Source organism: Duganella sp. GW821-FHT07G03 (genome assembly GCF_059418605.1).
Genome location: NZ_JBWKQE010000016.1, coordinates 76,015 through 102,207 on the forward strand (window position 1 = coordinate 76,015; position 26,193 = coordinate 102,207).

General features: G+C 64.3%; 22 protein-coding genes. 9 read left to right on the forward strand and 13 right to left on the reverse strand.

Annotated features, from left to right (window positions below; translation table 11 throughout):
- Nucleotides 1–14 precede the first annotated feature (14 nt).
- The 4 genes from AC07OK_RS19895 to AC07OK_RS19910 all read right to left on the reverse strand — a co-directional run bounded on the left by AC07OK_RS19895 (nucleotide 15) and on the right by AC07OK_RS19910 (nucleotide 1,567).
- The gene (locus tag AC07OK_RS19895) at nucleotides 15–332 is read right to left on the reverse strand and encodes a helix-turn-helix domain-containing protein (RefSeq protein WP_494691915.1); all 318 of its coding nucleotides are present in this window, start codon (nucleotides 330–332) and stop codon (nucleotides 15–17) included.
- A complete protein-coding gene (locus tag AC07OK_RS19900; RefSeq protein WP_494691916.1) occupies nucleotides 325–651 on the reverse strand; it encodes a type II toxin-antitoxin system RelE/ParE family toxin in 327 nt (108 codons plus the stop codon). Before AC07OK_RS19900 ends, AC07OK_RS19895 begins: the two co-directional genes overlap by 8 nt.
- 87 nt (nucleotides 652–738) lie before the next feature.
- Complete coding sequence (locus AC07OK_RS19905; RefSeq protein ID WP_494691917.1) at nucleotides 739–975, reverse strand: type II toxin-antitoxin system Phd/YefM family antitoxin; 237 nt, start codon at nucleotides 973–975, stop codon at nucleotides 739–741.
- Between the two features lie 79 nt (nucleotides 976–1,054).
- On the reverse strand, nucleotides 1,055–1,567 hold the full coding sequence (locus AC07OK_RS19910; protein WP_494691918.1) for a hypothetical protein: 513 nt from the start codon (nucleotides 1,565–1,567) through the stop codon (nucleotides 1,055–1,057).
- Between the two features lie 141 nt (nucleotides 1,568–1,708).
- Here AC07OK_RS19910 and AC07OK_RS19915 point away from each other — a divergent pair, with 141 nt between their 5' ends.
- Entirely contained in the window at nucleotides 1,709–2,044 is a 336-nt protein-coding gene (locus AC07OK_RS19915; protein WP_494691919.1) for a hypothetical protein, read from the forward strand.
- Between the two features lie 10 nt (nucleotides 2,045–2,054).
- Here the strand turns inward: AC07OK_RS19915 and AC07OK_RS19920 are convergent, their stop codons facing one another.
- Complete coding sequence (locus tag AC07OK_RS19920) at nucleotides 2,055–2,501, reverse strand: SRPBCC family protein (protein ID WP_494691920.1); 447 nt, start codon at nucleotides 2,499–2,501, stop codon at nucleotides 2,055–2,057.
- Between the two features lie 158 nt (nucleotides 2,502–2,659).
- On the opposite strand from AC07OK_RS19920, the gene AC07OK_RS19925 reads away from it, so the two are divergent.
- Nucleotides 2,660–4,294, forward strand: coding sequence for a TonB family protein (locus AC07OK_RS19925; protein WP_494691921.1), 1,635 nt, complete (start codon nucleotides 2,660–2,662; stop codon nucleotides 4,292–4,294).
- Between the two features lie 36 nt (nucleotides 4,295–4,330).
- Nucleotides 4,331–4,798: a heme-degrading domain-containing protein gene (locus AC07OK_RS19930; RefSeq protein WP_494691922.1), complete on the forward strand. Its 468-nt coding sequence runs from the start codon at nucleotides 4,331–4,333 to the stop codon at nucleotides 4,796–4,798.
- A gap of 15 nt (nucleotides 4,799–4,813) precedes the next feature.
- On the opposite strand, the gene AC07OK_RS19935 is transcribed toward AC07OK_RS19930, so the two are convergent.
- The 4 genes from AC07OK_RS19935 to AC07OK_RS19950 all read right to left on the reverse strand — a co-directional run bounded on the left by AC07OK_RS19935 (nucleotide 4,814) and on the right by AC07OK_RS19950 (nucleotide 8,699).
- A complete protein-coding gene (locus AC07OK_RS19935; protein ID WP_020703788.1) occupies nucleotides 4,814–5,029 on the reverse strand; it encodes a SlyX family protein in 216 nt (71 codons plus the stop codon).
- A gap of 45 nt (nucleotides 5,030–5,074) precedes the next feature.
- Nucleotides 5,075–5,530 (reverse strand): cache domain-containing protein, encoded by a 456-nt coding sequence (locus tag AC07OK_RS19940; RefSeq protein WP_494691923.1) that lies wholly within the window; start codon nucleotides 5,528–5,530, stop codon nucleotides 5,075–5,077.
- A gap of 64 nt (nucleotides 5,531–5,594) precedes the next feature.
- Nucleotides 5,595–7,655: a UvrD-helicase domain-containing protein gene (locus AC07OK_RS19945; protein ID WP_494691924.1), complete on the reverse strand. Its 2,061-nt coding sequence runs from the start codon at nucleotides 7,653–7,655 to the stop codon at nucleotides 5,595–5,597.
- A 51-nt stretch (nucleotides 7,656–7,706) separates the two neighbouring features.
- Nucleotides 7,707–8,699, reverse strand: a complete 993-nt coding sequence (locus AC07OK_RS19950; RefSeq protein ID WP_494691925.1) for a zinc-binding alcohol dehydrogenase family protein — start codon at nucleotides 8,697–8,699, stop codon at nucleotides 7,707–7,709.
- 101 nt (nucleotides 8,700–8,800) lie between these two features.
- Here AC07OK_RS19950 and AC07OK_RS19955 point away from each other — a divergent pair, with 101 nt between their 5' ends.
- Both AC07OK_RS19955 and AC07OK_RS19960 read left to right on the forward strand, forming a co-directional pair.
- A complete protein-coding gene (locus AC07OK_RS19955; protein ID WP_494691926.1) occupies nucleotides 8,801–9,709 on the forward strand; it encodes a LysR family transcriptional regulator in 909 nt (302 codons plus the stop codon).
- Between the two features lie 82 nt (nucleotides 9,710–9,791).
- Complete coding sequence (locus AC07OK_RS19960) at nucleotides 9,792–10,274, forward strand: SRPBCC family protein (protein ID WP_494691927.1); 483 nt, start codon at nucleotides 9,792–9,794, stop codon at nucleotides 10,272–10,274.
- A 1-nt stretch (nucleotide 10,275) separates the two neighbouring features.
- Here AC07OK_RS19960 and AC07OK_RS19965 read toward each other — a convergent pair whose 3' ends face one another.
- On the reverse strand, nucleotides 10,276–11,412 hold the full coding sequence (locus AC07OK_RS19965) for an HD-GYP domain-containing protein (protein ID WP_494691928.1): 1,137 nt from the start codon (nucleotides 11,410–11,412) through the stop codon (nucleotides 10,276–10,278).
- Nucleotides 11,413–11,482: 70 nt separating this feature from the next.
- Nucleotides 11,483–12,937, reverse strand: a complete 1,455-nt coding sequence (locus AC07OK_RS19970) for a dihydrolipoyl dehydrogenase (RefSeq protein WP_494691929.1) — start codon at nucleotides 12,935–12,937, stop codon at nucleotides 11,483–11,485.
- Between the two features lie 145 nt (nucleotides 12,938–13,082).
- Between AC07OK_RS19970 and AC07OK_RS19975 the strand changes: the two genes are divergently transcribed.
- Nucleotides 13,083–13,973: an ArgP/LysG family DNA-binding transcriptional regulator gene (locus AC07OK_RS19975; protein WP_494691930.1), complete on the forward strand. Its 891-nt coding sequence runs from the start codon at nucleotides 13,083–13,085 to the stop codon at nucleotides 13,971–13,973.
- Here the strand turns inward: AC07OK_RS19975 and AC07OK_RS19980 are convergent.
- Nucleotides 13,970–16,003 (reverse strand): primosomal protein N', encoded by a 2,034-nt coding sequence (locus AC07OK_RS19980; RefSeq protein ID WP_494691931.1) that lies wholly within the window; start codon nucleotides 16,001–16,003, stop codon nucleotides 13,970–13,972. The genes AC07OK_RS19975 and AC07OK_RS19980 overlap by 4 nt on opposite strands.
- 784 nt (nucleotides 16,004–16,787) lie before the next feature.
- Nucleotides 16,788–17,870 (reverse strand): uroporphyrinogen decarboxylase, encoded by a 1,083-nt coding sequence (gene hemE, locus AC07OK_RS19985; RefSeq protein ID WP_494691932.1) that lies wholly within the window; start codon nucleotides 17,868–17,870, stop codon nucleotides 16,788–16,790.
- A gap of 113 nt (nucleotides 17,871–17,983) precedes the next feature.
- Between hemE and AC07OK_RS19990 the strand changes: the two genes are divergently transcribed.
- The 3 genes from AC07OK_RS19990 to AC07OK_RS20000 all read left to right on the forward strand — a co-directional run bounded on the left by AC07OK_RS19990 (nucleotide 17,984) and on the right by AC07OK_RS20000 (nucleotide 26,174).
- A complete protein-coding gene (locus tag AC07OK_RS19990; RefSeq protein ID WP_494691933.1) occupies nucleotides 17,984–19,945 on the forward strand; it encodes a dipeptidyl-peptidase 5 in 1,962 nt (653 codons plus the stop codon).
- A 6-nt stretch (nucleotides 19,946–19,951) separates the two neighbouring features.
- Nucleotides 19,952–24,115, forward strand: a complete 4,164-nt coding sequence (locus AC07OK_RS19995) for a DEAD/DEAH box helicase (protein WP_494691934.1) — start codon at nucleotides 19,952–19,954, stop codon at nucleotides 24,113–24,115.
- A 103-nt stretch (nucleotides 24,116–24,218) separates the two neighbouring features.
- The gene (locus tag AC07OK_RS20000; RefSeq protein WP_494691935.1) at nucleotides 24,219–26,174 is read left to right on the forward strand and encodes a DUF885 domain-containing protein; all 1,956 of its coding nucleotides are present in this window, start codon (nucleotides 24,219–24,221) and stop codon (nucleotides 26,172–26,174) included.
- Nucleotides 26,175–26,193 lie beyond the last annotated feature (19 nt).

Sequence of the window (26,193 nt, forward strand, 5' to 3'; positions counted from 1 at the left end):
TGTTGTGATCCTTTTCAGGCCGACTTTCGTCGCACCATTTTTATCTGTAATTCGCAACCTACCGCTGCGGCATATTTTTGCAGCGTCGCAACGGATGGCGCATGCCGCCTTCCCGCTTCAAGGCGGGAGATAGCGCTTTTCGTGGTCCCCATGATATCCGCTACGTTGTCCTGCGTGAGTCCGGCTTTGGTACGAGCCTTCAGCATCTGCTCGACCAGCGCATATTCCAACTCAGAGGCTTGGTATGCCTCGTCAAATCCGGGGCGCTTCCTGGCCTTGGCAATGAACTCCTCATGATTGTGCTTCACCGGCTTAAACTTCGTGTCAGCCATGATGTATCTCCCTCAAACGCTTACGTGCCAACTTCAGTTCCTTCTCTGGCGTCTGTCTGGATTTCTTGAGGAACGCATGCAGCACGATAACGCGTTTCTCAAAAATGAAACAATACATCGCTCGCCCCGCACCTGAATGCCCGTGAGGCCGGAGTTCAAAGAGTCCATCACCAAAAGCTCGGGAGAATGGCAGCCGCAGATTCGGGCCATGCTCTAGCAACAACTCAACGAGCCGAGCATAGTCCGCCAATACATCCGCTGGCCACGATTCGATAGTGTCGAGGACGCGCTGACTGAAATACTCCAGTTGGTAGGCCATACGAATATGTTAGCAAACTCGCTAACCATTGTGAACTGTGGTTTCTATGTAAAAGGCGCCCATCAAGCTTAGCGTTGGCGGGGCTCGTCAATAACGATCTGTGTCACGAATTTTACGAATGAATTCAGCTGCCGGCTCGCCCGAATAACGAATGCCCGCCCGGTGTTCGGCCAGGCTAGGGACATGCTGACGGGGTGGATCGCTTTTCACAATCTTGACGACCGCTTTTCCACGCTTGGTGATCGTCACCTGTTCGCCGCCCTCTACCAACTCGATCAGCTTGCTCAGCTGCGCTTTCGCTTCAGCCAGAGAGAACGTGTACATGGGCACCTCATGACTATCTGGATGGTCATAAGATCATAGCACCACTTGGAACTGGCTCCCCTGTCCGAGAGTCCAATGATTAGTAGCTACCGTCGATTCGGTAGGTGATGGTCACTTTGCCCTTGACGGCATATTGCTTCAAGCGCAACTCCGCGACCCCGCCCAAGCTGTCTTGCGGAAAACGAATCTCCAGATGATTGGCCGCGAGCCATTTGACATCCGGGCCATTGCGCAGATTATTGGTCCTTGGATCACGGAAGCTGGCGCAGCCGCCCACATACACGACCTGGGCATCGTCACGCGTATCGACCTTCACATTGGCGGACACGACAGCGACCGTATCAATGCAATAGGGAGCAATGCCGCCTCCGCCGTTCTCGTTGAGCAGCACCGCCTTGTATCGTCCATCAGGCGAGCGCAGCTCCTGCGTTGGAGAGGGCCGATCGCCGAAATAATTCAACAAGAACCGCGCCGCACCGGCCAGCAAGGCCAACAAGCCCACCAGCGCCAGCATATTTTTCAACCACCGACCGACGGCGCGTCGCACCGTCCCGCCTTCGCGGGAGCGCAGGTTTCCAAACAATATTTCCATTTATTCCCATCCTATTGGAGACCATGTGACCGAGTCATTTACTGCCGGCTCGGCTGTACCGCTCGGACCTGCATCAATCGTGCGCGCTATGCTGCGCGTTCATGCTGGCGTAAAGTGGTGAATGCCTCCGAGGAGTCCACCATGAACGGCAATAATCCGCCCCAGCAGGAGCAGCACCGCATCGCCGAACGCGTTGCCCATCTTGAGACGGCCATCGACTATCAAGGCCAGATCTTATCGGGGCTACGCGAGGAAATGCGGGCAGGCTTTATTCGTACCGACACTGGCTTCGATCGTGTGGACGCCCGCTTCGTTCGTGTCGACTCCGAGTTTACTCGTGTGGACGCCGAGTTTGTCCGCGTACACGAGCAGCTGATGAAGATACGCACCACGGACTTCCGCATTCTGCTGAGCATCAGCCTGACCACCGCCCTTGGCACGATGAGCTTGATCGTCAAAGTCTTCGGCCTGCTCTAGCACGCGGGCATCACTCGCGTATCTCAGGCTCCACCAACTGCGCCAGCAACACCAGCGACTCCTGCCAGCCCAGGTAGCAGGCTTCGGTTGGTATCACCGCCGGTATGCCTTCCTGCACCACCTTCAACTCCACGCCGCAGAACACCTCGCGCAGCGTCACGGTGGTCTGCATCACGCCCGGCAAGTTGGGATCATCGAACTTGCCGGTATAGACCAGCCGCTGGTTCGGCACCAGTTCCAGGTACTCGCCGCCGAAGTGATGGCCGCCGCCAGTGGTGAAGTTGGTGAACGACATGCGGTAAGCGCCGCCCACCTTGGCGTCCAGCACATGCACCTTGCCGGTGAAGCCGTGCGGCGGAAGCCATTTGGCCAGCGCATCGGCATCCAGGAAGGCGCGGTAGACGCGCTCCGCCTTGGCCTTCAGCACCCGTTGCAGTTGTACAGTATTCGTAGTCATGTGCGTATCTCCTGTGAGTGAGAGGACATCCCTCTCCAACCTACGACGAACGACGGCCGGCCAATTCGACACGCCGCCCCTATCCTGCCGGTAATAGACAAACAACTAATTTCCGCCTATCCTGCCAGTTTTCAAATTTGAAACATTAAGGATACGCTATGGGCCAGACTTTTTCCACTTGGCGCCTGCTGGCCGCGGCGCTGGGCGTCTCGGTCTCGCTGGCCAGCCACGCCGACCAGCCGCGCACCAGGCCGGTCGCCGATTTCCAAAGCTGCGCCAAGCCCGTCTGGCCCAAGGAAGCGCTGCGCAAGGAACAAAGCGGCACCGTGACCCTGTCCTTCCTGATCGCCGCCGATGGCAGCGTGGTCGACTCCAAAGTGGTCCGCTCCAGCGGCTTCCCGCTGCTCGACGACGCGGCCGTCAACGGCGTGCGCCTGTGCCGCTTCAAGCCGGGCACCGTCGACGGCAAACCGGTCAGCGCCTGGCAGCAGATGCAGTATGTGTGGGAACTGGAGGGCGCCTCCAGGATCAAGGTCGATCGGCAGGCCGTAACGCAGTACCACGACGCCGCGCTGGCCGACGATCCCGAAGCGCTGTACATGCTGGCCAAGGCCTACAGCAACGGCGCGGCCAACCAGGCGGCCAGCCTGGAACAGTTCCGCGTCACGCTGGACAAGAGCCTGGTGGCGGCGCAGTTCGAGCTGGCCCGTCGACTGGCGCACGGATCGGAAGCGTCCAAGGACCAGGTCGAAGCGAGCGTCTGGTATCGCAAGGCCGCCGAAGCCGGCCACGCGGCCGCGCAGCTGAACCTGGGCTACCGCTACGAACATGGCAACGGTGTCGCCAAGGATGATGCCGAGGCGATGGCCTGGTATCTGAAAGCGGCCGCGCAGGGCGACCACCAGGCGAAAATCAACATCGGCCTGCTGCACGCCTATGGCCGCGGCGTTGCGATCGATATGGTCGAAGCCGCCAAGTGGTATCGCAAGGCGGCCGATGGCGGCAATACCTGGGGCGAGGCCAATCTGGGCTTGTTCTACCTGTACGGCAAAGGCGTACCCGAGGATCTGCCGCAGGCGCTGCATTGGCTGCAACTGGCGGCCGCCAAGCACAATCCCGCCGCCGAGCGCGACCTGGCCACCATGTACCTGAGCGGCCGGGGCGTCGCCCAAAACGACGAGGAAGGCTTGCGCTACCTGCGCCTGGCGGCGGCCGACCAGGACGTCGGCGCGCAAATCCGGCTGGGCCTGGTGCTGTCCCACGGCCTGCACGGCGTCGCCGCCGATCCGGTCGAGGGCGTGAAGTGGCAGCGCGCCGCCAGCAAGAACGGCAGCGCGGTGGCCGAGAACAACCTGGGCTACGCCTACGAAACCGGCAGCGGCGTCGCGCAGGATTATGTCGCCGCGCGCGACTGGTATATCCGCGCCGCCGGCCAGGGCAACGGCTATGCGCAGGCCGCGCTGGGCGGCCTGTACGAACATGGACTGGGCGTCGACAAAGACCTGGCCCGCGCGGCGGCGCAGTACCAGATGGCGGCCGCGCAAAACAATCCGGATGGCCTGTTTCGCCTGGCGGCACTGCACGAAACCGGACAGGGTGTGCCCCACAGCGCGGCGACCGCCGCCGCCATGTACCTGCGCTCGGCCAACCTGAACTTCGAAGCGGCCATGCGCCGCCTGGCCACCGCCTATCAAAAAGGCGAGCTGGGCCTGAAGGCGGATGCGGCCCTGGCAAGTGATTGGCTGGCCAGGGCCGAGCAGAAGGCCGCCGCGCCGCGCTTCGACTTCCGCTAGGCTACACTGCCGTCTTGTACCGGAAAAGGATCAACGATGGAAAATTATGTCGAGCTGCTGGAAACCCTGGCGCAGCAGGAAAAGGAACTGCAATTCACCGCCTTCACCAGCGACACCGCGCTGGCGCTGGGCCTGAAGGTGATCGAGCTGGCCAGGCAACGCGAGAAGAGCGTCACCGTCAACGTGACGGTCAACGGCAAGGTGCTGTTCCACCACGCGATGCAGGGCGCCACGCCCGACCAGGCCGACTGGATACGCCGCAAGAGCAATGTGGTGACGCGCTTTGGCCGCTGCTCGTTCCAGATCGGCACCGATTATAAAAATCGCGGCGTGGCGTTCGAGGAAGTGAAGTACCTGGACCCGAAAGAGTACGCGCCCTACGGCGGCTCGTTCCCGGTGGTGGTCAGGAATGTCGGACTGATCGGCACGGCCACCGTCTCCGGCCTGCGCCAGGCGGAAGACCATGCGATCGTGGTGGAAGCGCTGCGAGCAGTACTGGCCTAGCCTGTGCTGGCCTAATCAGTAGTGCGGAGGTGGTTCGTGCGCCAGCGCGCCGCCACCACCGCCGCCTTGCGCCTGGTCGCGCACATGCTGCACCAGCGCCGCGCACATCTGCTCCAGCTTGTCGATCTGCTGCTGTTGCTCGTAGACGCGCTGGTTCAGCGATTCCACGATGTGTTCCTGGTGCGCCAGTTTGATTTCAATATCGATAAAGCGGTCTTCGTTGGTGCTCACGGCATACTCCCTGCTGGAAAGCACGCATTCTACCGCCTTATGGCCTCACTTGAGGTAGACCCCGCCGCAGACCACCAGGTCCTCTTCCGGCACGCAATACATGGACTTCGGTTCGATCTGGCCGCTGACCGGATTGGTGAACTTGTAGTCCTGCCAGAACGGCTGCTTTTTCTTCGCCAGCTCGATGCGCTCCTTGACGAAGGCCTTGCCGTCGACGTCCTTAATTTCCATCAGGTTCTTGCCGATCATCTTGGCGTTGGCGCCGTGCGCGCGCACCACGCCGTCCAGTCCGTACACGGTCAGGTACAGATCGCGGTCGGTGAACTGGCCATCCCTCTTGTTGATTTCGGCGTAGGTTTTCTCCTTGCCGTTGGCCTTCAAGAACTTCAGGGCTTTATGCACCATCGCCTCCGCTTCGGCCTTGGTGGCAATGTCGGCGGCGCGGGCTACGGGCAGCAGCGCGCAGGCGAGAACGACAGACGCGATGAGCTGGATACGCATGTGTCACCTCCGGTGGAATCGCGCCAGATAGGCACATGCCGATGCTAGCACAAGGCCGGCGCGATTACGTTTTCGGTGTGGTTAATAGTTCCTTCATGCGTGCCAGCCGCTCCTTCGGCGTCAGCACTTCGGACTCGGCCGGCACGGCGTTGCCGACGTCGAGTTCCATCTCCTTGATGAAGCGCGACGGATCGCAATGCACCTGCTCGCCCGCGCGCTTGCGCTTCTTGCACCAGGTGATCTGCAGCGTGCGCTGCGCGCGCGTGATGCCGACGTACATCAGGCGCCGCTCTTCCTGCACGCGGGCGGCGATGGTCTCGGCCGGCGCGTCGGGATCGCCCTTGTGCGGCAGGATGCCTTCCTCCACGCCGACCAGGAACACGTGCGGATACTCCAGTCCCTTCGACGCGTGCAGGGTCGACATGCGCACCGCGTCCGGGTCCTCGTCCTGGCCTTCGAGCATGGACATCAGCGCCACCATCTGCGTCAGCTCCAGTACGTTTTTCTCTTCGCTGTCGCGGTCCTTGCCGCCACGGCCGCGCTCCTTGAGCCAGTTGGTGAACTCCAGCACGTTCTGCCACTTGCCCTGCGCGGCGCGCTCGTCGAACATATCGTAGAGGAAGGATTCGTAGTTGATCGCTTCCAGCAAGTCGTCCAGCACCTGGGCCGCGTTGTCGCCACTGCCGCTCGGGCCGGGCCGGCTGGCGCGCGCCTCCAGGTTGTTGATGAAGTTGCAGAACTCGCGCAGCGGCAGCAGCTGGCGGTCGTTCAGCAAGCCTTCGATGCCGCCCTTGAACACCGCCTCGAACAGCGAGCACTGCCATTGGCCGGAGAAGGTGCCCAGCGTTTCCAAGGTCGACTGGCCGACGCCGCGCCGCGGCGTGGTGACCGCGCGGATGAAGGCCGGATCGTCGTCGGTGTTGGCCAGCAGGCGCAGGTAGCTGATGATGTCCTTGATCTCGGCCTTGTCGAAGAAGCTCTGGCCGCCGGAGATCGTGTACGGAATGCGTTCCTTGCGCAGGCACTGCTCGATCACGCGCGCCTGGTGGTTGCCGCGATACAGGATGGCGTAGTCGGACCACTTGTTCTTGCGCTGGAAATGGTCGGCCGAAATCATGATCGCCACCTGCTCGGCTTCCTGGTCGTCGTTGGCCATGCCCAGCACATTGATGGGCTCGCCCAGGCCGTGCTCGGACCACAGCGATTTCTCGAACAGTTTCGGGTTGTTGCCGATCACCGCGTTGGCCGCTTGCAGGATGCGGGTGGTGGAGCGGTAGTTCTGCTCCAGCTTGATCACCTGCAGGTCGGGGAAGTCGGTTTGCAGCGTCTTCAGGTTTTCCACCGACGCGCCGCGCCAGGCGTAGATCGCCTGGTCGTCGTCGCCCACGGCGGTGAACATCGGCTTCTTGCCGATGCCCGTCACCAGCAGCTTGACCAGCTCGTACTGGCAGGTGTTGGTGTCCTGGTATTCGTCCATCAGCAGGTAGCGCAGGCGGCGCTGCCACTTGTCGCGCACCGGCTCGTTGTCGCGGAACAGTTCCACCGGCAGGCGGATCAGGTCGTCGAAGTCCACCGCCTGGTAGGCCGACAGTGTGGCCACGTAGCTGGCGTAGATGCGCGCCGATTGCGCCTCGTCCTCGTCCTTGGCGTTGTGCAGCGCGACCGTCGGATCGACCAGGCCGTTCTTCCACAGCGAGATATCGGTCTGGATGCGCCGCACCACCTGCTTGTCGGTGGTGATCGCCATGTCCTGGATCAGCGAGCCGCAATCGTCGCTGTCCATGATGGAGAAGCGGTCCTTGAGGCCGACGCCGTTGGCCTCCTGGCGCAGGATCTTGACGCCCAGCGAGTGGAAGGTCGAGACCGTCAGCTGCTTGGCCTGCCGAGGCTGCTTGAGCAGCTTGGCGATACGCTCCTGCATCTCCAGCGCCGCCTTGTTGGTGAAAGTCAGCGCGGCGATGGTGCGCGGATCGTAGCCACGGTCCTCGATCAGGTGGGCGATCTTCTGGGTGATCACACGCGTCTTGCCCGAGCCCGCGCCGGCCAGCACCAGGCAGGGGCCGTCCAGGTACATGACGGCCTCGCTTTGCGGGACATTAAGACCGAATTGGGGGGCTTTGGACATCGGGTAACGATCGGCTGGGGAACAGCCAATCATTGTACAGCCCCGGACGCCCTAGAAGCCCGACAACACGATCTTGCCGATGGTGCGACGGCTTTCCAGCGCCTCGTGCGCGCGGCGCAGGTTGGCGGCGTTGATCTTGCCGTAGACCTCGCCCAGCGTGGTCTTGAGCTTGCCGGCGTCGATCAGCGTGGCTACCTCGTCGAGCAACTTGTGCTGTTCGATCATGTCCGGCGTGCCGAACATCGAGCGGGTGAACATCATTTCCCACACCCAGGTCACGCTCTTGGCGAACAGCTTGTCCATGTCCAGCGGCGCGGTGTTGTGGACGATGCTGACCACCTTGCCCTGCGGCGCGATCACTTGGGCGATGGCGTCGAAGTGCGGGTCGGTGTCGCTCAGGCACAGCACGTAGTCGACACTGGCGATCTCCAGCGCCAGCAGCTGCGCCGCCATGTCGCCGTTGTGGTCGATCACATGGTCGGCGCCCAGCGCGCGCACCCACTGGGCCGATTCCGGACGCGAGGCGGTGGCGATCACTGTCAGGCCGGCCAGCTGCTTGGCCAGCTGGATCGCGATCGAGCCGACGCCGCCGGCGCCGCCGATCACCAGCACGCGCTTGCCGGCGTCGGCGCCGTCGCGGCGGATCGCCAGGCGGTCGAACAGCGCTTCCCAGGCCGTGATCGAGGTCAGCGGCAGGGCGGCGGCGTGCTTGAAGTCCAGGCTGGCCGGCTTGCGGCCGACGATGCGCTCGTCGACCAGGTGGAATTCGCTGTTGGCGCCCGGGCGGACGATGCTGCCGGCGTAGTAGACCGCGTCGCCCACCTTGAACAGGCTCACGTCCGGGCCGACGGCGGTCACGGTGCCGGCGGCGTCCCAGCCCAGCACGCGCGGGGCGGCGTCGGCCGCTTCGCCGGCGCGCACCTTGGTGTCGACCGGGTTGACAGAGACCGCTTCGATCTTGACCAGCAGATCGTGGCCGGTGGCGCTAGGCACGGCGATTTCCACATCTTGCAGGGCGGTGTTGCTGACGGCGATGGCTTTCATGGCTTGCTCCAGATAAAAGTTTTGATGGACGCAGTATGAATCGCCGCATTTACTTTGATAATTGGCATAATGATGAAATCATTCTTCATTAAATCAATCAAATGGCTCTGGACCTGACCGACGTGGCGCTATTTGTGCGGGTATGCGCGACCCGCAACCTGTCCGCCGCCGGGCGCGAGTTCGGCCTGTCGCCGGCCGCCTCCAGCACCCGCATGGCGCAGCTGGAAAAGCAGCTGGGCGCGCGCCTGCTGCACCGGACCACGCGCCAGATCACCGTGACGCAGGACGGCGAAGTGTTCCTGGAACGCGCCGTCGCGCTGCTGGACGCCGCCGAACAGGCGTCGGCGGCGGTCGGCCACGGCAACGCCCAGGCGCAGGGCCTGCTGCGGGTGGCGGCCTCGGTGACATTCGGACGGCTGTACATCGTGCCCGAGGTGGCGCAGTTCCTGGAGGAGCACCCCGGCGTGCAGCTGGACCTGCGTCTGTCCGACAGCACCCACGACCTGGCGGCGGACGGCATCGACGTCGCCATCCGCGTCGGCCCGCTGCGCGATTCGGCGCTGGTGGCGCGGCCGCTGGCTCCGAGCAAGCTGGTGCTGTGCGCCTCGCCCGACTACCTGCGCCGGCGCGGCGTGCCGCAGCAGCCGTCCGACCTGTTGCAGCACGAATGCCTGGTGCTGCAAGCAATGAACCCGTGGCGGCTACGCGAGCGCGACGGTAGCGAGCTGCTGCTGCGCGTCGGCGGCCGCTTCCGCAGCGACAACGGCGAAGCGCTGCGCGACGCCGCCGTCGCCGGGCTGGGCATCGGCCTGTCGTCGAGCTGGCTGGTGGCGGACCAGCTGCGCAGCGGCGCCTTGGTACGGGTGTTGCCCGGCTACCAGACCACCGATTCGGTGATTTCCGCCGTCTACCTGAACCGCCGTTTCCTGCCGCCCAAGAGCCAGGCCTTCATCGACTTCTTCAGCCGGCGTTTCGGGCCGGAACCCTACTGGGACGAGGGCATCGCCTGAGCGGGCGCAGTCGTCTTGGTGACAGATGCGTTACCATGCGGGGACGAGGCGCGCGTGCGCCTGCCCTAAACATGGTTTCCCTATGAAATTCGAACATTTAATTGAAATTAACGACCCGCTGAATCCGCTGATCGATGCGCTCAGCCTCAAGCAGCTGTGGAGCGGCCTGGTGCTACGCGCCGAATCGCCGAAGCTGTTTGTGCCGCACCTGGACGAGTGCGTCATCGACGAGCGCACCGAGAACAGTTTCCGCCGCCGCCTCACCTACGGCAAGCTGGTCATCGAAGACCGCGTGGTGCTGGAGCCGATGCGCCAGGTGCGCTACGAGGTGGCGGCGCAGCAGGACATCAGCCAGTCCAGCCTGACGATGAGCATCGAGACGCCGACCGCCGACACGCTGTACGTGCGCTTCCAGTACGACGACGGCCACGATGCGGCGACCGACGCCGCCAACGCGATGTACGACGATTTCCGCCGCTCCGCCTACCAGGAGTCGGATATCGACACCATCCGCGTGTTGCGCGACCTGGCGCAGCAAGGCCGGTTGGACGCGCTGCTGAACTAGTTCAGACGGCGGCGCTGCGGCCCCACACCTGCTCCATGCGCAGCGGTGGCGCCTGCAGCGTGGCCAGCTGCGCCAGGCTCAGCACCTCGCGGATGCCGTGCAGCTCGGCGCGCGTATCGCGTTGCAGGAACACGTCCAGCGGCGCGCCGCGCGGGCCGATCACCGATTCCACATGCGGCGTGGTCGACTGCAGGCCGCGACGCGACACCACGCCGATCTCGCCGTTGATCAAGCGCACATAGGTGCCGATGGGATAAATGCCCAGCTCGCGTATCAGCAGCGCGGCCAGGTTGCCGTCCACCGTCACGTTCGATTCCAGCAGCAGGTCACGCAGGGCGGCGTGCGGGGTCATGGTCTTGCGCCAGGCGCGCTCGGTCACGCGGGCGCAATAGCGGTCGGCCAGCGCCAGCAGGCGCGCCAACGGCGGGATCTGCGCGCCCGACTTGCGCAGCGGATAGCCGCTGCCGTCTTCGTTTTCATGGTGATGCAGGATGCAGTCCAGCCAGGCCTGGTCGGCGATGCCGGCTTGCCGCAGCAATTGCACGCCGGCTTCGGGATGGGCTTGCACCACGGCGCGGTCGGCGGCGTTCAGTTCGAGGCGGCTGTCCTGCAGGCGCTGGTGCTGGTCCAGCATGGCGACGTTCATCGTCAGCGCGGCCAGCGTCAGGGTCGCGGTCTCTTCCGGCGACAATTGCCTGGCCTTGGCCAGCAATTGCGCGACCACGGCGGTATCGATGCAATGACGCGCGGCGTAGGACGCGGCGCGCTGGTTGTGCAGGATGGTGGCGGTGGCGACGTCGGCATTGACAGCCACGGCATCGGTGACCAGCAGCGCCACTTCCTCCAGGCGGCGGCGCAGGTCCGGCGGCGCGGCGCGCTGCGACACCGCTTGCAGCAGGGCTTGCAGCTCCAGGCTGGCGGCGTTGAGCTTGCGTAGTGCCGAGTCCGGCTCGCGGGCCTGGTCATGCTGCCCGCTGTGGTCCTCGAACGAACCGCGCTCCACCAGATAATCGATCTGGTTGGCGCTGGCGATCATATGCCCTTTGCGGACCAGCAGGGCGCCGTTGTCGCCGTACACATTCCACGGTATCAGCATGCCCAGTTTCAGATCGGCTGCCGTGACTTTACGTATCTTCATTGCCGCTGATAAAAAACTATCGAGCCAGCAGCATACGGTGTTTCGGTGACAATGTGTGAGATTGTTGTATTTAAGGTGCGGGCGTGCAATCGACACAGCCGCAATCGTAGGCCGGGGCGTTGGCCAGCTGGTGCGCCAGGTCGCGCAGCGCGGTGCGCACGCCTTCCTCCACCACCGGGTGGTAGAAGGGCATGTCCAGCATGGCGCTGACGGTCAGCCCGGCCTGGCAGGCCCACGACAGCAGGTGGCCGATGTGCTCGGCGCGGGGGCCGATCATCTCGGCGCCCAGGAAGCGGCCGCTGGCGTGCTCGGCATACACGCGCAGCATGCCCTTGTTCTGCAACATCACGCGGCTGCGGCCCTGGTTCTCAAACGACACCTTGCCGACCGAGAAGCGGCCGGCGTACGTCGCGCACAACTCTTCGTAGCTGGCGCCCAGGGTGGCGATCTGCGGCTCGGTGAAGGCGATGGTCAGCGGCGTGCGGCGCAGGCCCGGTTGCACGGCCGGGTAGCGCGCCGCGTTGTCGCCGGCGATGCGGCCCTGGTCGGCCGCTTCCGGCAGCTGCGGCCGTTCGTTGTCGGCGTCGCCGGCGATGAAGATGGCGCTGGCATTTTGCGTTCCCTTGCACTGCATCGTCTGCTGGTGGTACAGCGGAATGCCGTGATGGTCGCGCTCCAGCCCGGTGTTTTCCAGGCCCAGCTTGTGCACGTTCGGGCGCCGGCCGATCGCCGACAGCAGGTAGTTGAACTGCTCGGTGCGCTGTACACCGTCGCCATCCTCGCTGGTGACGGCCAGGCCGTCGCCGTCCTGCACCACGCGCACCACCTTGGTTTTGAAACGGACGTCGAGCTCATCGGCCATGGCGCGGCGCGCCACGGCCAGCACGTCCGGGTCGCTGAGCTGGGCAACGCTGCCGCCACGGCCGAACACGGTCACCCGCACGCCCAGCCGCGCCAGCGCCTGGCCCAGCTCCAGCCCGATCACGCCGGTGCCGGCCACGGCGATCGAGGCCGGCAGGTCGTCCCAGTAAAACACGTCGTCGCTGGTGATCACGCGCGGGCCGGCCGCGCGCCACTCGTCCGGCACGATGGGCGTCGAACCGGTGGCGATGACGAAGCGCTCCGCCTCGACCAGCGTGTGGTCGTCGATCTGCAGCTGGGTCGCGCTGAGGAAGCGCGCATGGCCGTGGATCTTGTCCTCGGCCGGATAGCCGTCGACGCTCTCGACGACGAAGCCGACAAACCGGTCCCGTTCGCTGCGCACGCGCGCCATCACGGCCTTGCCGTCGATGCGGACCTGGCCCGGATGCACGCCGAAGGCCGGCGCCGCGTGCAGCGCATGGGCCGCCTCGGCCGCCGCGATCAGCAGCTTGCTCGGCATGCAACCGACGCGGGCACAGGTGGTGCCGTAGACGTTGGCTTCGATCAGCAGGGTTTTCTTGCCGCCGGTGGTGGCGGCGCGGTAGGCGGTCATGCCGGCGGTGCCGGCGCCGATGACGGCGACTTCAGTGCGTAGCGTTTTCATTTTTCAGAGTCTACACCGTTTGGCCGGACGGCATCTCCGGCCAAAAGGCAAGCCTCCCGCGCACGATTAGGTGACACCGAGTTTTACTTCAAAGCAAAAGAGTATTAGTATCACTTATCGTTTCCAATTTATATAAGTACAGCTTATGGGCTCACTCGACTATCGCGCACTGGCCGTACTGGACGCCGTTGCCAGCCAGGGCAGCTTCGAAAAGGCCGCCTTGGCGCTGGGCATCAGCCAATCCGCCGTATCCCAGCGCATCAAAGCGTTGGAGGACGCCGCCGGCCGCCTGCTGATTGTGCGCGGCCAGCCGGCCGTGCCGACCGGCCTGGGCCAGCGGCTGGTGTCGCACCATCGCAACGTCAGGCTGATGGAAGCGTCGCTCGATATTGATCTGGGTCACAAGGTGAGCATGCCGGAGATAGCGCTGGCGGTCGACGCGGCCAGCCTGGCGACCTGGTTCCCCATGAGTTTGCAGCCCTTGCTGTCGCCGCCGCGCTGCCAGCTGAAGGTGCAGCTGGCCGACCAGCGGATGGCGCTGCACCTGGTGCAGGAAGGCAGCGTGTTCGGCAGCATCGCCGTGGCCCAGGAGCATCCGGACCAGCACGCCAACGGGCCGGACGTCACGCCGCTGGGCAAGATGCGTTACGTGTGCGTGGCCACGCCGGCGTTTGCCGGCCACTGGTTCGGCGACGGTTTCTCGCTGGATGCTGCGCGGCTGGCGCCCGCCGTGGTCAGCGACCAGGACATGATGACCGGCTTCCTGCACACCGTGCTGGAGCTCAACGGCCCCTATCCGCACCACACCATGCCGCCGTCGGCCGCCACCGCCGAGTGCATCCACGGCAGCCTGGCGTACGGCCTGATGCCGCTGATCCAGGTGTCCGGCGCGCTGGCCAGCGACCGTCTGGTCGACCTGGCGCCAGGCCACCACATCGACGTGGCGCTGAACTGGCATGCCTGGAACCTCGACACGCCGTTCACCCGCGCGCTGACCGAGCAGATCGTCGCCACCGCCCAGCGCTTCCTGCTTTAGATATCCAGCGGATCGACTTCCAGCGACCACTTCACGCGACTCTTCATTTCCCGCAGAGTGAGTAGCCACTCTCGCAGAAACGCTTGCAACATCGGCCTCGATGCCGACTCCACCAGCAACTGGGCGCGGTCGACGTTGTGCACCCGCGTCATGCTCATCGGGATAGGATCGTTGATCGTGATGCCCGGATGCTCGACGCAATCGCGGGCCATGGTCAGGAATTCGATGGCCGTGGCCAGCTCCGGCGCCTCGGCCCGCAGCAGCGCCTGGTACAGATAGGGCGGCAAGGCGGCCTGTTCGCGCTCCTCCAGCAAGGCCGAGGCGAAGTGGTCGTAATCATGGCGCACCACCGCGTCGTACAGTGGATGCTGCGGGTAGCGGGTCTGGATCAGCACCTCGCTGGCGCTGCCGCCTTCGGTCTGGGCGGAGCGGCCGGCGCGGCCCGCCACCTGCATCAATTGCGCGAACAGGCGCTCACTGGCGCGGTAGTCCTGCGAAAACAGCGCCGTATCCGGATTCAGGATGCCGACCAGCGTCAGCTTCTTAAAATCATGCCCCTTGGCCACCATCTGCGTGCCGATCAGGATATCGACCTCGCCCCGATGCACCGTATCGAAGGCGGCCTGCGCGCTGCCCTTCTTGCGGGTGGAGTCGGCGTCGATGCGCAGCACCCGCGCTTCCGGGAACATGGCTTGCAAGCCTTCTTCCACGCGCTGCGTGCCGCGTCCCAGCGGTTGCAGGTCGACATTGCCGCAAGTGGGGCAATGACGCGGGATACGCATCTCCAGGCTGCAATGGTGGCAGCGCAGCCGATGCTCGGGACGGTGCAGCACCATGAACGAGGTGCAGCGCGTGCATTCGCTGATCCAGCCGCAGGATTCGCAGCAGATTACCGGCGCATAACCGCGCCGGTTCAGGAACAGCAGCGATTGCTCGCCGCGCTCCATGCGCTGCTTGATGGCGGCGATCAAATGCGACGTCAGCCCATCCTTGGGCTTGTCGCGCTCCATGTCCAGCAGCTTCACTTGCGGCAGCACGGCGTTCTTGACGGCCCGTTCGCGCAGCTCCAGCTTGCGGTAGCGGCCGGACTGGGCGTGGTGCCAGCTCTCCAGCGACGGCGTGGCCGAACCCAGCACGATAGGAATGCCCAGCTGCCAGGCGCGCCACACGGCCAGGTCGCGCGCCGAATAGCGCAGACCTTCCTGCTGCTTGTACGAGGGATCGTGCTCCTCGTCGATGACGATCAGCTTCAGGTTCGGCAGCGAGGCCAGGATCGCCAGCCGCGTGCCCAGCACGATGCGCGCCTTGCCCTGGTGCGCGGCCAGCCAGTGCAGCATGCGCTCGCCTTCGGACAGGCTGCTGTGCAAGGTCGCCAGCATCACGCCGGGGAAGCGCGCGCGGATATTGCCTTCCAGCTGGGGCGTCAGGTTGATTTCCGGCACCAGGATCAGGATCTGCGCGTCCGCCTCGCGATCCAGCACCTGCGCGCAGGATTGCAGGTAGACCTCGGTCTTGCCGCTGCCGGTGACGCCGTACAGCAAAGTGGGTTTAAAACCGACAGCACCGCCGATCGCATCCGCCGCCTCCTGCTGCGATGGGTTGAGCTGCGGCATGTTGAGCGGCGTGCCGTCGTGCGGCGCGTCCAGCTTGGCCAGCTTCTTCAGCGCCCGGTCCAGCGCCACCGTGGTCAGCACGCGCAGATTCTTCGGCAGGCCCGGCAGCGCCACCTCGCCCAGCGGACGCTGGTAATAGTCGGCGGCAAAGCCCGCCAGCGCCAGCCATTCCGGCGACAACGGTCCCAGCTGGCTGCGCACGGACAGCGCATCCTTCAGCTTTTCGGCCGGCACATCGGTCTCGGCCGCCACGCCGACGATCAGGCCCATCACCTCTCGGCGGCCGAACGGCACCAGCGCCAGCTGGCCGACCTGCGGCTGCTCTGACGCGTCGCAATGCCAGCGGTAGTCGAAAATCGCGTTCAGCGGCGTATCAAGCGCAATCTGAAGGATGCAATGGTGGAAAAGGCCCTGCATAGATCCCGTCACAGTAGAAAATTCTTGCGGCAATTGGGCGCAAATACCGTCCCGTCTGGGGCGCTTTGAAGTATCCACAGTTTTTGTGGATAACTTTGTGGACAAAGGAATCTTAATCCCCGGAAAGCATAGACTTCTGGCTTGGCATCGTCGTAAACCGGGCAAAAATTCAAAATTATTTCTCTTTAAAATCAACCACTTGGAAAATGCTTACTAGGAGAAGAAAAATTCGCGTTTTTTCTCCGCCGCTGTGCATAAGTGAAGTATTTAGGATGCCTTTTTTGCCAAAATCAAGCATTTTTTAGAACTTATCCACCGATATTGCGGAGCACAATACGCTACTTCCGGTGGACCGCCTTGCACATACCTTATGTATAAGGTTTGTCTGTTCGCAACTTCGTTATCATGGCCAAAACTTTGCTCAGAAATCGTGCAACGCAACATAAACCTCAGGCAAAACAGCAACATTATGGCTAAGTCACGGTTTACTAAGTACTTTTATTTTTTATCCACAGTTTTTGTGGATAACTTTGTGGACAATGAAGAAATAAACTAGTTTCAGTGGACAGTCAAGGTTTACGACTTGCCATGTATTGCCTCTTCGACCACAAATTTTAACCTTTGTAATCAAAGACTTGCAACATCCTCACGGGCTAGAAAAAAAGCACTGCCTAATATTTCCGCAGTAAAAAAAATTGTGCATAAGTCGGTTTTACTGAGCCGTGAACACCAATGAAAAAAGGGCACGCCTCCGGAGAAACGTGCCCTCTTTCCGGAAATTACATCAGGCCGCGCGCTGGGCCTTGCTGTGGCTGTGAACGGCTTCGACCATGGCGGCAACGTTCTCCGGCGGGGTGAATTGGGAGATGCCGTGGCCCAGGTTGAACACATGGCCATTGCCGTCGGTCGGCTTGCCGTAGGCGTCCAGTACTTTATGCACTTCGGCGCGGATCTGGTCCGGGCTGGCGAACAGGATGGCCGGGTCCAGGTTGCCCTGCAGGCCGACCTTGTGGCCGACCAGCTTGCGCGCCTGGGTCAGGTTGACGGTCCAGTCCAGGCCGACCGCGTCGGCGCCGATGTCGGCGATCTGCTCGATCCACTGGCCGCCGCCCTTGGTGAAGACGATGGCCGGAATCTTGACGCCGTCCTTGTCGCGCTTCAGCAGCGAAACCACCTGCCGCATGTATTTGAGCGAAAACTCCTGGTAGGCGCCGTCGGCCAGCGCGCCGCCCCACGAGTCGAACACCATCACCGCCTGGGCGCCGGCGTCGATCTGGGCGTTCAGGTACTCGGCCACCGCCTTGGCGTTGATGGCGAGGATGTGGTGCATCAGGTCCGGGCGGTTGTACAGCATCGTCTTGATGGTGTGGAACTCGCGCGAGCCCTGGCCTTCGACCATGTAGCAGGCCAGCGTCCACGGGCTGCCGGAGAAGCCGATCAGCGGCACGCGGCCGTTCAATTCGGTGCGGATCTGGGTCACGGCCTTGAACACATAATCCAGCGAGCCCAGTTCCGGCGCGCGCAAGGCCAGCACATCGGCCTCGGTTTTCAGCGGACGCTCGAATTTCGGGCCTTCGCCTTCGACGAAGTACAGGCCCAGGCCCATCGCGTCCGGCACCGTCAGGATGTCCGAGAACAGGATGGCCGCGTCCAGCGGGAAGCGGTCCAACGGCTGCAAGGTGACTTCGGTGGCGTAGTCCGGATTGGTGGCCAGGCCCATGAAGGAGCCAGCCTTGGCGCGCGTGGCGCGGTATTCCGGCAGGTATCGCCCCGCCTGGCGCATCAGCCACACCGGCGTGTGGTCGGTCGGCTGGCGCAACAACGCGCGCAAGAAGGTGTCGTTCTGGAGCGGGGCAAATTGTGGCATGGAAGGCAATCGAAATCGGTCAAAAGACTATTATCGCATCCTGCGCGGATTTTTTTGCTGGATGATAGTCCGTTCATTCACTATCATGCGTAGCACCCGACTTTGGAGACGCCATGACATCTGCCACCACCATCACCGCGCCCTACGGCGCCTGGCCATCGACCATCAGCGCCGCGCGCGTGGCCGACGGCGCCACGCCGCTGTCCACGCTAATGCTGGGCGGCGCCGATGGCTGCGATATCTTCTGGCTGGCCGGCCGTGCCGCCGAAGCGGGCCGCAACACCCTGCTGCGCCACCACGGCGTGACCACCGACGAACTGACGCCGGCCCCCTTCAATGTGCGCAGCCGGGTACACGAATACGGCGGCGGCGCCTATACGGTGGACGGCGATACCATCTATTTTTCGCATTTTGCCGACAACGTCGTCTATAAACTTGATGTAGCCGACGACGGCGCGGCGCCCGTGGCGCTGACCACGGCCGGCAAGCAGCGCTTCGCCGACTTCGTGGTCGACCGCGCGCGCGCGCGCCTGATCGGCGTGCGCGAGCTGCATGGCGACGATCCGCATGCACAGCCGGCCAACACCATCTGCGCCATCGACGCCGACGGTGGCGAGACCGTGCTGGCGCAGGGCGCCGACTTCTACTCGTCGCCGCGCCTGTCGCCGGACGGCCGCTCGCTGGCCTGGCTGAGCTGGGATCATCCGCGCATGCCGTGGCAGGGCACGACCCTGTGGCTGGCCGACATCGGCGACGACGGCGCGCTGGCCGCGCCAGCGCGCATCGCCGGCGGCGCCGAGGAATCGGTGTGCCAGCCCGAATGGTCGCCGGACGGCCTGCTGCACTTCGTCTCCGACCGCAGCGGCTGGTGGAACCTGTACCGCCTGTGCCGCGAACGCGATCGCACCGAGGGCCTGTGCCCGATGGAGGCGGAATTCGCCTCGCCGCATTGGACTTTCGGGAACGCGATGTACGGCTTCCGCTCCGCCTCCGAAATCATCTGCACCTATATCGACAAGGGCGTGAGCCGCCTGGCGCGCCTGCTGCCGGGCAGCGGCAAGCTGGAAGCGATCGCCAACCCCTACGAGGAAATCCGCGAACTGCGCGTGGCCAAGGGCTACATCGCCATGCTGGCCGGCGGCCCGACCATCCCGATGGAACTGGCGCGCATCGACTTCACCGAGGAGGGCGTGGAGATCCTGGCGCAGTCGATCGAGGAGCTGCCGGACGAAGGCTACCTGTCCATCCCCGCCAGCATCAGCTACGCCAGCGTCAATGGCCGCACCTCGCACGCCTTCTTCTACCCGCCGCGCAACCGCGACGTGACGGCGCCCGAGGGTAGCAAGCCGCCGGTGATCGTCATCAGCCACGGCGGCCCGACCGGCATGACCGTCAACACGCTGAACCTGAAGACCCAGTTCTGGACCAGCCGCGGCTTCGGCGTGCTCGATGTGAACTACGGCGGCAGCACCGGCTTCGGCCGCGCCTACCGCGACCTGCTCAAAGGCCAGTGGGGCATCGTCGATGTCGAAGACTGCGTGGCGGGCGCGCAGGCGCTGGTCGAGCGCGGCCTGGCCGACGGCGAACGCCTGATCATCCGCGGCGGCAGCGCCGGCGGCCTGACCACGCTGTGCGCGCTGACCTTCCACAATGTGTTCAAGGTCGGCGCCAGCTACTACGGCGTGTCCGACCTCAAAGGCCTGGACCAGGACTCGCACAAGTTCGAATCGCACTACAATGAGTACCTGATCGCGCCGCAGCCGCAGGCCGAGGCGCTGTACCAGGCCCGCTCGCCGATCAACCATACCGACAAGCTGGCGCGCCCGATGATCTTCTTCCAGGGCCTGGACGACAAGGTGGTGCCGCCGCAGCAATCGGAAATGATGGTCGATGCGCTGAAGGCGCGCGGCGTGCCGGTGGCCTACGTGCCTTTGGCAGGCGAAGGCCACGGCTTCCGCAAGGGCGAGAACATCGTCCGCACACTGGAGGCGGAGCTGTACTTCTACCAGCGGATGTTTGGCCTGCACGACCCGGCCGCAACGCCGCCGGTACACATCGATAACCTGAAAGACTGACCACGCATGGCCGACGCTAAGCTGCTCGCCGAATTTGACGCGCTAGAATTCAACGAAAAAATGATACTGGCGCTGCTCGCCCTGATCGGCGAGCCGGTGGGACGCACGGCCATCCTCGATCACCTGAACCACGCCCGCATCGAGGACAAGGACGGCAATACCTACGGCGTCGGCACGCTGGACGAATCGATGCGCAAGCTGGAGCGGCTGGCCTTCATCAGCGTGGTGACGGGGCGCGGCTTCGCCTGCAACCCCAAGCTGCGCTGGCCGGCGATGCGCGCCTCGATCGGCACGCACGCGCTGGACGACTTGTGCGGCGCCTACGACGAGCTGACGCCGATGCGCCAGACCTGGAACAGCTTCGAGCCGCGCAGCTACCGCGCCGGCATGGCGCGCCTGCGCATGGGCCTTCTGCGCGGCCTGGCGCCGCAACAGATCCAGCCGATACTGGCGTTCTGCCTGGGCAGCTACGAAGCGGCGCAGCTGCACCCCATCGTCGACATCTTCGGCCGGCCTTTCGAGCCGGGCATGCTGGCGCGCGTGCATCCGCTGCTGCAGGACGACGTGCTGATGGTGCTGCTGCAAAACGCCCAGCATGAATTCCTGACGGTGCCGGTGATCCGCGAGTTCTGCGAGCAGCACATGCAGCGCCGCCTGGCCGCCAAGGACGACATCAGCCCCGAGCTGCGCATGGCGCTGGCGGAAGACGCCATCCTGTGCGGACGCCTGGACGACGCCAAGCGCTACCTGGAACGCACCGCCGGGCCGCAAAGCCAGTACCTCGCCAGCGCGGTGGTGCTGCTGCGCGGCGCCAGCGGCGCGGCCATCGTCGGCTTCGACGCGGCGCTGAAGACGCTGCGCCGCGACACCGGCAAACGCAAGCACCTGTTCACCGGCATGTCCGGCTACCTGTACCTGCTGTCGATGCTGCGCAGCGGCGACGCCAAGCACCTGAAGGCGGCCGAGGCCTATCTCGAAATCGCCGTGCGCATGACGCAGAACCACGACTCCGCCGTCCACCAGCAGATCGACATGCTGCGCCAGATCCGCGCCGGCACCATGCAGACCGACGCCGTCGCCGCGCTGGCATGGGACAACAACCTGCAAACGCAGATGTTCCAGTGCCTGCTGTATTTCTGGCTGTCGCTGCCGCAGCTGTCCGAGCGCAAGGCGCAGCTGCAGGAGCTGGCGCAGAACGCCGAACGCGCCGGCTATCTGTTCATCGCCGGCCAGGCCGCCTGCCTGCTGGGCCACCTGGGCGACGTCGAACAGCAGCGCCACGCGAACGCGCTGCGCTCGCGCCTGGGCTATCCCGACATGAGCGTGTGGTTCGAGCGGCAGGAAGCGTGGCAGCGGCAGCTGACGGCGCTGATCAATCTCCAGCAGCCCGCCACCGCCGATGCCGCCGGCAGCACGCGCCTGGTGTGGATGCTGAACTACGACAACCGCTACGGCCTGACCGACGTCGCGCCGGTGGAGCAGAAGCGCGATGCGCGCGGCCTGTGGAGCAAGGGCCGCGCCGTCGGCCTGAAACGCTTGCGCTTCGAGGCCGAGCAGTTCGACTTCCTGACGCCGCAGGACGTCCGCGCCTCCGAGGCGATCTCGGTGGCGCACCGCAGCTACCAGTCCAGCGGCCTGGCTTACGAAATCGATCCGCAGCGTGCAGCGTCGGCGCTGATCGGCCATCCGCTGCTGTTCTGGGCCGACGCGCCGGACACGCGGGTGGAAATGCTGGCCGGCGAGCCTGAACTGCTGATCAAGAAAAGCCCCGGCAACCTGGAACTGCGCCTGCAACCGCCTATCCCGGACGACAGCTCATCCGTCATCGTCAGCAAGGAGACGCCGACCCGCCTGCGCGTGGTCACCATCCTCGACGAGCACCGCCGCATCGCCGCCATCGTCGGCAACGGCTTGAACGTGCCGGCCCACGCCGAGCAGCAGGTGCTGCATGCGATCAGCTCCATCTCCTCGCTGGTGACGGTGCAGTCGGAAATCGGCGGCGCCGCACCGGACATGGAACAGGTGGAGGCCGACATGCGCCTGCACCTGCACTTGCTGCCCTACCAGCACGGCCTGAAGATGCAGGTGCTGGTGCGCCCCCTGGCCAATGGCGCCTACTATGCGCCGGGTGCCGGCGCCGACAGCGTGATCGCGGACGTCAACGGCAAGCCGGTGCAGGCGCGCCGCAAGCTGATCGACGAACGCGACGCCGAGCGCGAACTGATCGCCAAGTGCCCGGTGCTGGAAGCGGCCGAGCAGGAACATGGCGAATGGCTGCTGGGCCAACCGGCGCTGTGCCTGCAGCTGCTGGTGGAGCTTCAGGAGATGAACCCGGACACCATCGTGCTGGCCTGGCCGGAAGGCGAGAGCTTCCGCGTCACCGCCAAGGTGGAGACCAAGCAGCTGCGCCTGGCCATCAAGAGCAACAAGGACTGGTTCGCGGCCAGCGGCGAATTGCAGATCGACGAAGGCAAAGTCATGGATCTGAAAACGCTGCTGGAGCTGATGCAGAAGAGCCAGAGCCGCTTCGTGGAACTGGGCGAGAACCGCTACCTGGCGCTGACCGAGGAACTGCACCGCCGCCTGATGGAAGTGTCGGTCTACGGTGAGCTAACCGAGGACGGCGTGCGCGTGCATCCGCTGGCGTCGTTCGCGCTGGAGGAACTGGCCGACGATATCGGCGGCCTGAAGTCGGACAAGCTGTGGAAGGAGCATCTGACGCGGATGGAGGCGCAGGCGGCCTTCGTGCCGCAACTGCCGAGCACTCTGCAGGCGGAGCTGCGCGACTACCAGCTGGAAGGCTTCAACTGGCTGTCGCGCCTCGCCAGCTGGGGCGTGGGCGCCTGCCTGGCCGACGATATGGGCCTGGGCAAAACGCTGCAGGCGCTGGCGCTGATCCTGTCGCGCGCGCCGCAAGGCCCGACCCTGGTGGTGGCGCCGACCTCCGTCTGCATGAACTGGATCAGCGAAGCCGCGCGCTTTGCGCCGACCTTGAAGGTGAAGCTGTTCGGCCCCGGCGACCGTGCCGAGACCATGTCCACCCTGCAGCCCTACGATCTGGTGGTGACCAGCTACGGCCTGCTGCAACTGGAATCCGCGCTGTTCGCCGGCGTGCAGTGGAACACCATCGTGCTCGACGAAGCGCAGGCGATCAAGAACGGCGCCACCAAGCGCTCGCAGGCCGTGATGGCGCTCAAGGGCGACTTCCGCATGATCGCCACCGGCACGCCGCTGGAGAACCATCTGGGCGAGTTGTGGAACCTGTTCCGCTTCATCAATCCGGGCCTGCTGGGCAGCATCGAGCAATTCAACCTGCGCTTCGCCGCGCCGATCGAAAAACCGCAGGACCACCGCGCCGAAGTGGGCGCGCGCAACCGCCTGCGGCGCTTGATCCAGCCCTTCATGCTGCGCCGGACCAAGGCGCAGGTGCTGACCGAGCTGCCGTCGCGCACCGAGATCACGATGGAAGTGGACTTGTCGGCGGACGAGACGGCGCTGTACGAATCGCTGCGCCGCGCCGCGCTGGAAAACCTGGCCGCCGTCGAAGGACCGGCCGAGAAGAAATCGATCCAGATCCTGGCCGAGATCATGCGGCTGCGCCGCGCCTGCTGCAATCCCAACCTGGTGGCGCCGGAGCTGGGCCTGGCCAGCAGCAAGCTGGCGGCCTTCGCGCATCTGCTGGAAGGCTTGCTGGAGAACCGCCACAAGGTGCTGGTGTTCAGCCAGTTCGTCGACCACCTGTCGCTGATCCGCGCCCACCTGGACGCCAACAACATCAGCTATCAATACCTGGACGGCTCGACGCCTATGGCCGAGCGCAAGAAGCGCGTCGACCTGTTCCAGGCCGGCGAGGGCGAGGTGTTCCTCATCAGCCTGAAGGCGGGCGGCGTCGGCATCAACCTGACCGCCGCCGACTACGTGATCCACATGGACCCGTGGTGGAACCCGGCGGTGGAAGACCAGGCCTCGGACCGCGCGCACCGCATGGGCCAGTTGCGGCCGGTGACCATCTACCGGCTGGTGGCGCGCCATACCATCGAGGAAGGCATTGTCGATCTGCACCAGCACAAGCGCGATCTGGCCGACAGCCTGCTCGAAGGCAGCGACGTATCGGGCCGCATGACGGCCTCCGATATGTTGAACATGCTGCAAGAAGGAATGCGAAAGTAGCCGTCCGGTTACAAACCGGATGCGCTCAAACCTGCGGATTAATGATAATCTCCTCCGCTTCGGCCCGGTACGCCCGGCCATTTTATCGACAAGGCTGTTCAAGATGATCAAGACAAAAATCGCACTGGCTGTATTGATGACGACGCTCGCCGTCGCACCAGCCGGCGCCACCACGCACCACAAGACAAGCCACACTTCGGCCAAGAGCGGCGGCAAGAGCAGCAGCCACACGGCCCACGCGAAAAGCGGCAAGTCCGGCAAGAGCACTAAAGGCACTAAAACCAGCAGCAAGAGCGCCGGCAAGCACGGCAAGACGAAAGCCGTCGCCGCCGCCGCGGTGGTGGCCGCCGTCGCCGCGCCATCCCTGAAGCCGTCCGGCACGCCGGAACGCCGCCAGGACCGCTCCTTCGACGGCCAGAGCAGCCAGTTCCTCAACGCGCTGTGGCGCATCGATTCGGAGAGCGCGATCTACGCCGGCAAGTACGATACCGCCGCCACGCTGTCCATCCCCGACAAGGCTGGCCAGGCCAAGGAACTGGCTTTCATCGACGAGTGGAAGCAGCGCTTCGGCGCGATCAACGCCAGCCAGCTGTCGGCCAAGCAGCGCACCGACCTGGCGCTGCTGATCAACAAGCTCGACAGCGACCGCTTCCGCCTGACCACCTTGAAGGAATACGAGTGGAACCCGGCCAGCTACAACGTGGCCGGCCCGATAGACCTGATCCTCAACACCGAATACGCGGCCCAGCCGCAGCGCCTGCGCACGCTGCTCAAGCGCATCGCCGGCATCCCGGCCTACTACGATGCGGCGCGCGCCAACATCGTCAACCCGACGCGCGAACACACGCGCCTGGCGATCGCCCAGGCGCCCGGCGTGCAGACCCTGCTGACCGAGGTGGACAAGGCGGCGCAGGCGTCGATCCTGACGCCGGTGGAGAAGCAGCTGTTCACCCAGCGCGTGAACGCGGCGCTGACCGCGGTTGACGGCTATGTGGCCTTCCTGACCGAGATGGACAAGCAGATGGACACCAGCGGCCGCCGCACCTTCCGCCTGGGCAAAGAACTGTACGAGAAAAAATTCACCTTCGACATCCAGTCCGGCAGCAGCGCCGAACAGACCTACCAAAAGGCGCTGGCCGCGCGCGAAGAGCTGCTGGCCAATATGGAGCGCATCTCCGACGAGCTGTGGGACAAGACCATGGGTTCCACCGCCAAGCCGGCCGACCGTTTTGCCAAGATCGGCAAGGTGATCGACAAGCTGTCCGAGCGCCACGTCAAGCGCGAGGATTTCTTCGCAGAGATCCGCCGCCAGGTGCCGGTGCTGCAGGACTGGGTGATCAGCCACAACCTGCTGACGCTCGATCCGAAGAAGCAGCTGGAAGTGAGGGCGACACCTGCCTACCAGGCCGGCGTGGCGGGCGCCAGCATCGATGCGCCGGGACCATATCGTCCGCAGGACCGCACCTTCTATAACGTGACGCCGCTCGACGGCGCGACGCCGGAAGCGGCCGAGAGCAGCCTGCGCGAGTACAACTACTGGATCTTGCAGATCCTGAATATTCATGAGGCGATACCGGGGCACTATGCGCAGCTGGTGTATGCCAACAAGTCGCCGTCTATCGTCAAATCCATCTTCGGCAATGGCGCGATGGTGGAGGGTTGGGCGGTGTACGGCGAGCGCATGATGCTGGAGTCCGGCTACGGCGACAACGCGCCGGAGATGTGGCTGATGTATTCGAAATGGAACCTGCGCAGCGTGACCAACACCATCCTCGATTACAGCGTGCACGTGCTGGGCATGACCGAAGAGCAGGCGATCGACCTGCTGACGCGCCAGGCCTTCCAGACGCGCAGCGAGGCTGTTGAGAAATGGCATCGGGTGCAGGTGTCGTCGGTGCAGCTGACCAGCTATTTCAGCGGCTACAGCGAGATCATGGAACTGCGCGAGCAGCGCAAGCAGCAGCTGGGCGCCAAGTTCAACCTGAAGGAATTCCACGAGCAATTCCTGAGCTACGGCAGCGCGCCGGTGCGGGTGATCAAGGGCTTGATGACGCAGTAGCGTCGCATGGGTTTGCGCG

What these genes read in the sequence shown, in the direction of transcription:
- AC07OK_RS19895 (WP_494691915.1), bottom strand. Translation starts at nt 332, where the DNA reads ATGGCTGACACGAAGTTTAAGCCGGTGAAGCACAATCATGAGGAGTTC.
- AC07OK_RS19900 (WP_494691916.1), bottom strand. Translation starts at nt 651, where the DNA reads ATGGCCTACCAACTGGAGTATTTCAGTCAGCGCGTCCTCGACACTATC.
- AC07OK_RS19905 (WP_494691917.1), bottom strand. Translation starts at nt 975, where the DNA reads ATGTACACGTTCTCTCTGGCTGAAGCGAAAGCGCAGCTGAGCAAGCTG.
- AC07OK_RS19910 (WP_494691918.1), bottom strand. Translation starts at nt 1,567, where the DNA reads ATGGAAATATTGTTTGGAAACCTGCGCTCCCGCGAAGGCGGGACGGTG.
- AC07OK_RS19915 (WP_494691919.1), top strand. Translation starts at nt 1,709, where the DNA reads ATGAACGGCAATAATCCGCCCCAGCAGGAGCAGCACCGCATCGCCGAA.
- AC07OK_RS19920 (WP_494691920.1), bottom strand. Translation starts at nt 2,501, where the DNA reads ATGACTACGAATACTGTACAACTGCAACGGGTGCTGAAGGCCAAGGCG.
- AC07OK_RS19925 (WP_494691921.1), top strand. Translation starts at nt 2,660, where the DNA reads ATGGGCCAGACTTTTTCCACTTGGCGCCTGCTGGCCGCGGCGCTGGGC.
- AC07OK_RS19930 (WP_494691922.1), top strand. Translation starts at nt 4,331, where the DNA reads ATGGAAAATTATGTCGAGCTGCTGGAAACCCTGGCGCAGCAGGAAAAG.
- AC07OK_RS19940 (WP_494691923.1), bottom strand. Translation starts at nt 5,530, where the DNA reads ATGCGTATCCAGCTCATCGCGTCTGTCGTTCTCGCCTGCGCGCTGCTG.
- AC07OK_RS19945 (WP_494691924.1), bottom strand. Translation starts at nt 7,655, where the DNA reads ATGTCCAAAGCCCCCCAATTCGGTCTTAATGTCCCGCAAAGCGAGGCC.
- AC07OK_RS19950 (WP_494691925.1), bottom strand. Translation starts at nt 8,699, where the DNA reads ATGAAAGCCATCGCCGTCAGCAACACCGCCCTGCAAGATGTGGAAATC.
- AC07OK_RS19955 (WP_494691926.1), top strand. Translation starts at nt 8,801, where the DNA reads ATGGCTCTGGACCTGACCGACGTGGCGCTATTTGTGCGGGTATGCGCG.
- AC07OK_RS19960 (WP_494691927.1), top strand. Translation starts at nt 9,792, where the DNA reads ATGAAATTCGAACATTTAATTGAAATTAACGACCCGCTGAATCCGCTG.
- AC07OK_RS19965 (WP_494691928.1), bottom strand. Translation starts at nt 11,412, where the DNA reads ATGAAGATACGTAAAGTCACGGCAGCCGATCTGAAACTGGGCATGCTG.
- AC07OK_RS19970 (WP_494691929.1), bottom strand. Translation starts at nt 12,937, where the DNA reads ATGAAAACGCTACGCACTGAAGTCGCCGTCATCGGCGCCGGCACCGCC.
- AC07OK_RS19975 (WP_494691930.1), top strand. Translation starts at nt 13,083, where the DNA reads ATGGGCTCACTCGACTATCGCGCACTGGCCGTACTGGACGCCGTTGCC.
- AC07OK_RS19980 (WP_494691931.1), bottom strand. Translation starts at nt 16,003, where the DNA reads ATGCAGGGCCTTTTCCACCATTGCATCCTTCAGATTGCGCTTGATACG.
- hemE (WP_494691932.1), bottom strand. Translation starts at nt 17,870, where the DNA reads ATGCCACAATTTGCCCCGCTCCAGAACGACACCTTCTTGCGCGCGTTG.
- AC07OK_RS19990 (WP_494691933.1), top strand. Translation starts at nt 17,984, where the DNA reads ATGACATCTGCCACCACCATCACCGCGCCCTACGGCGCCTGGCCATCG.
- AC07OK_RS19995 (WP_494691934.1), top strand. Translation starts at nt 19,952, where the DNA reads ATGGCCGACGCTAAGCTGCTCGCCGAATTTGACGCGCTAGAATTCAAC.
- AC07OK_RS20000 (WP_494691935.1), top strand. Translation starts at nt 24,219, where the DNA reads ATGATCAAGACAAAAATCGCACTGGCTGTATTGATGACGACGCTCGCC.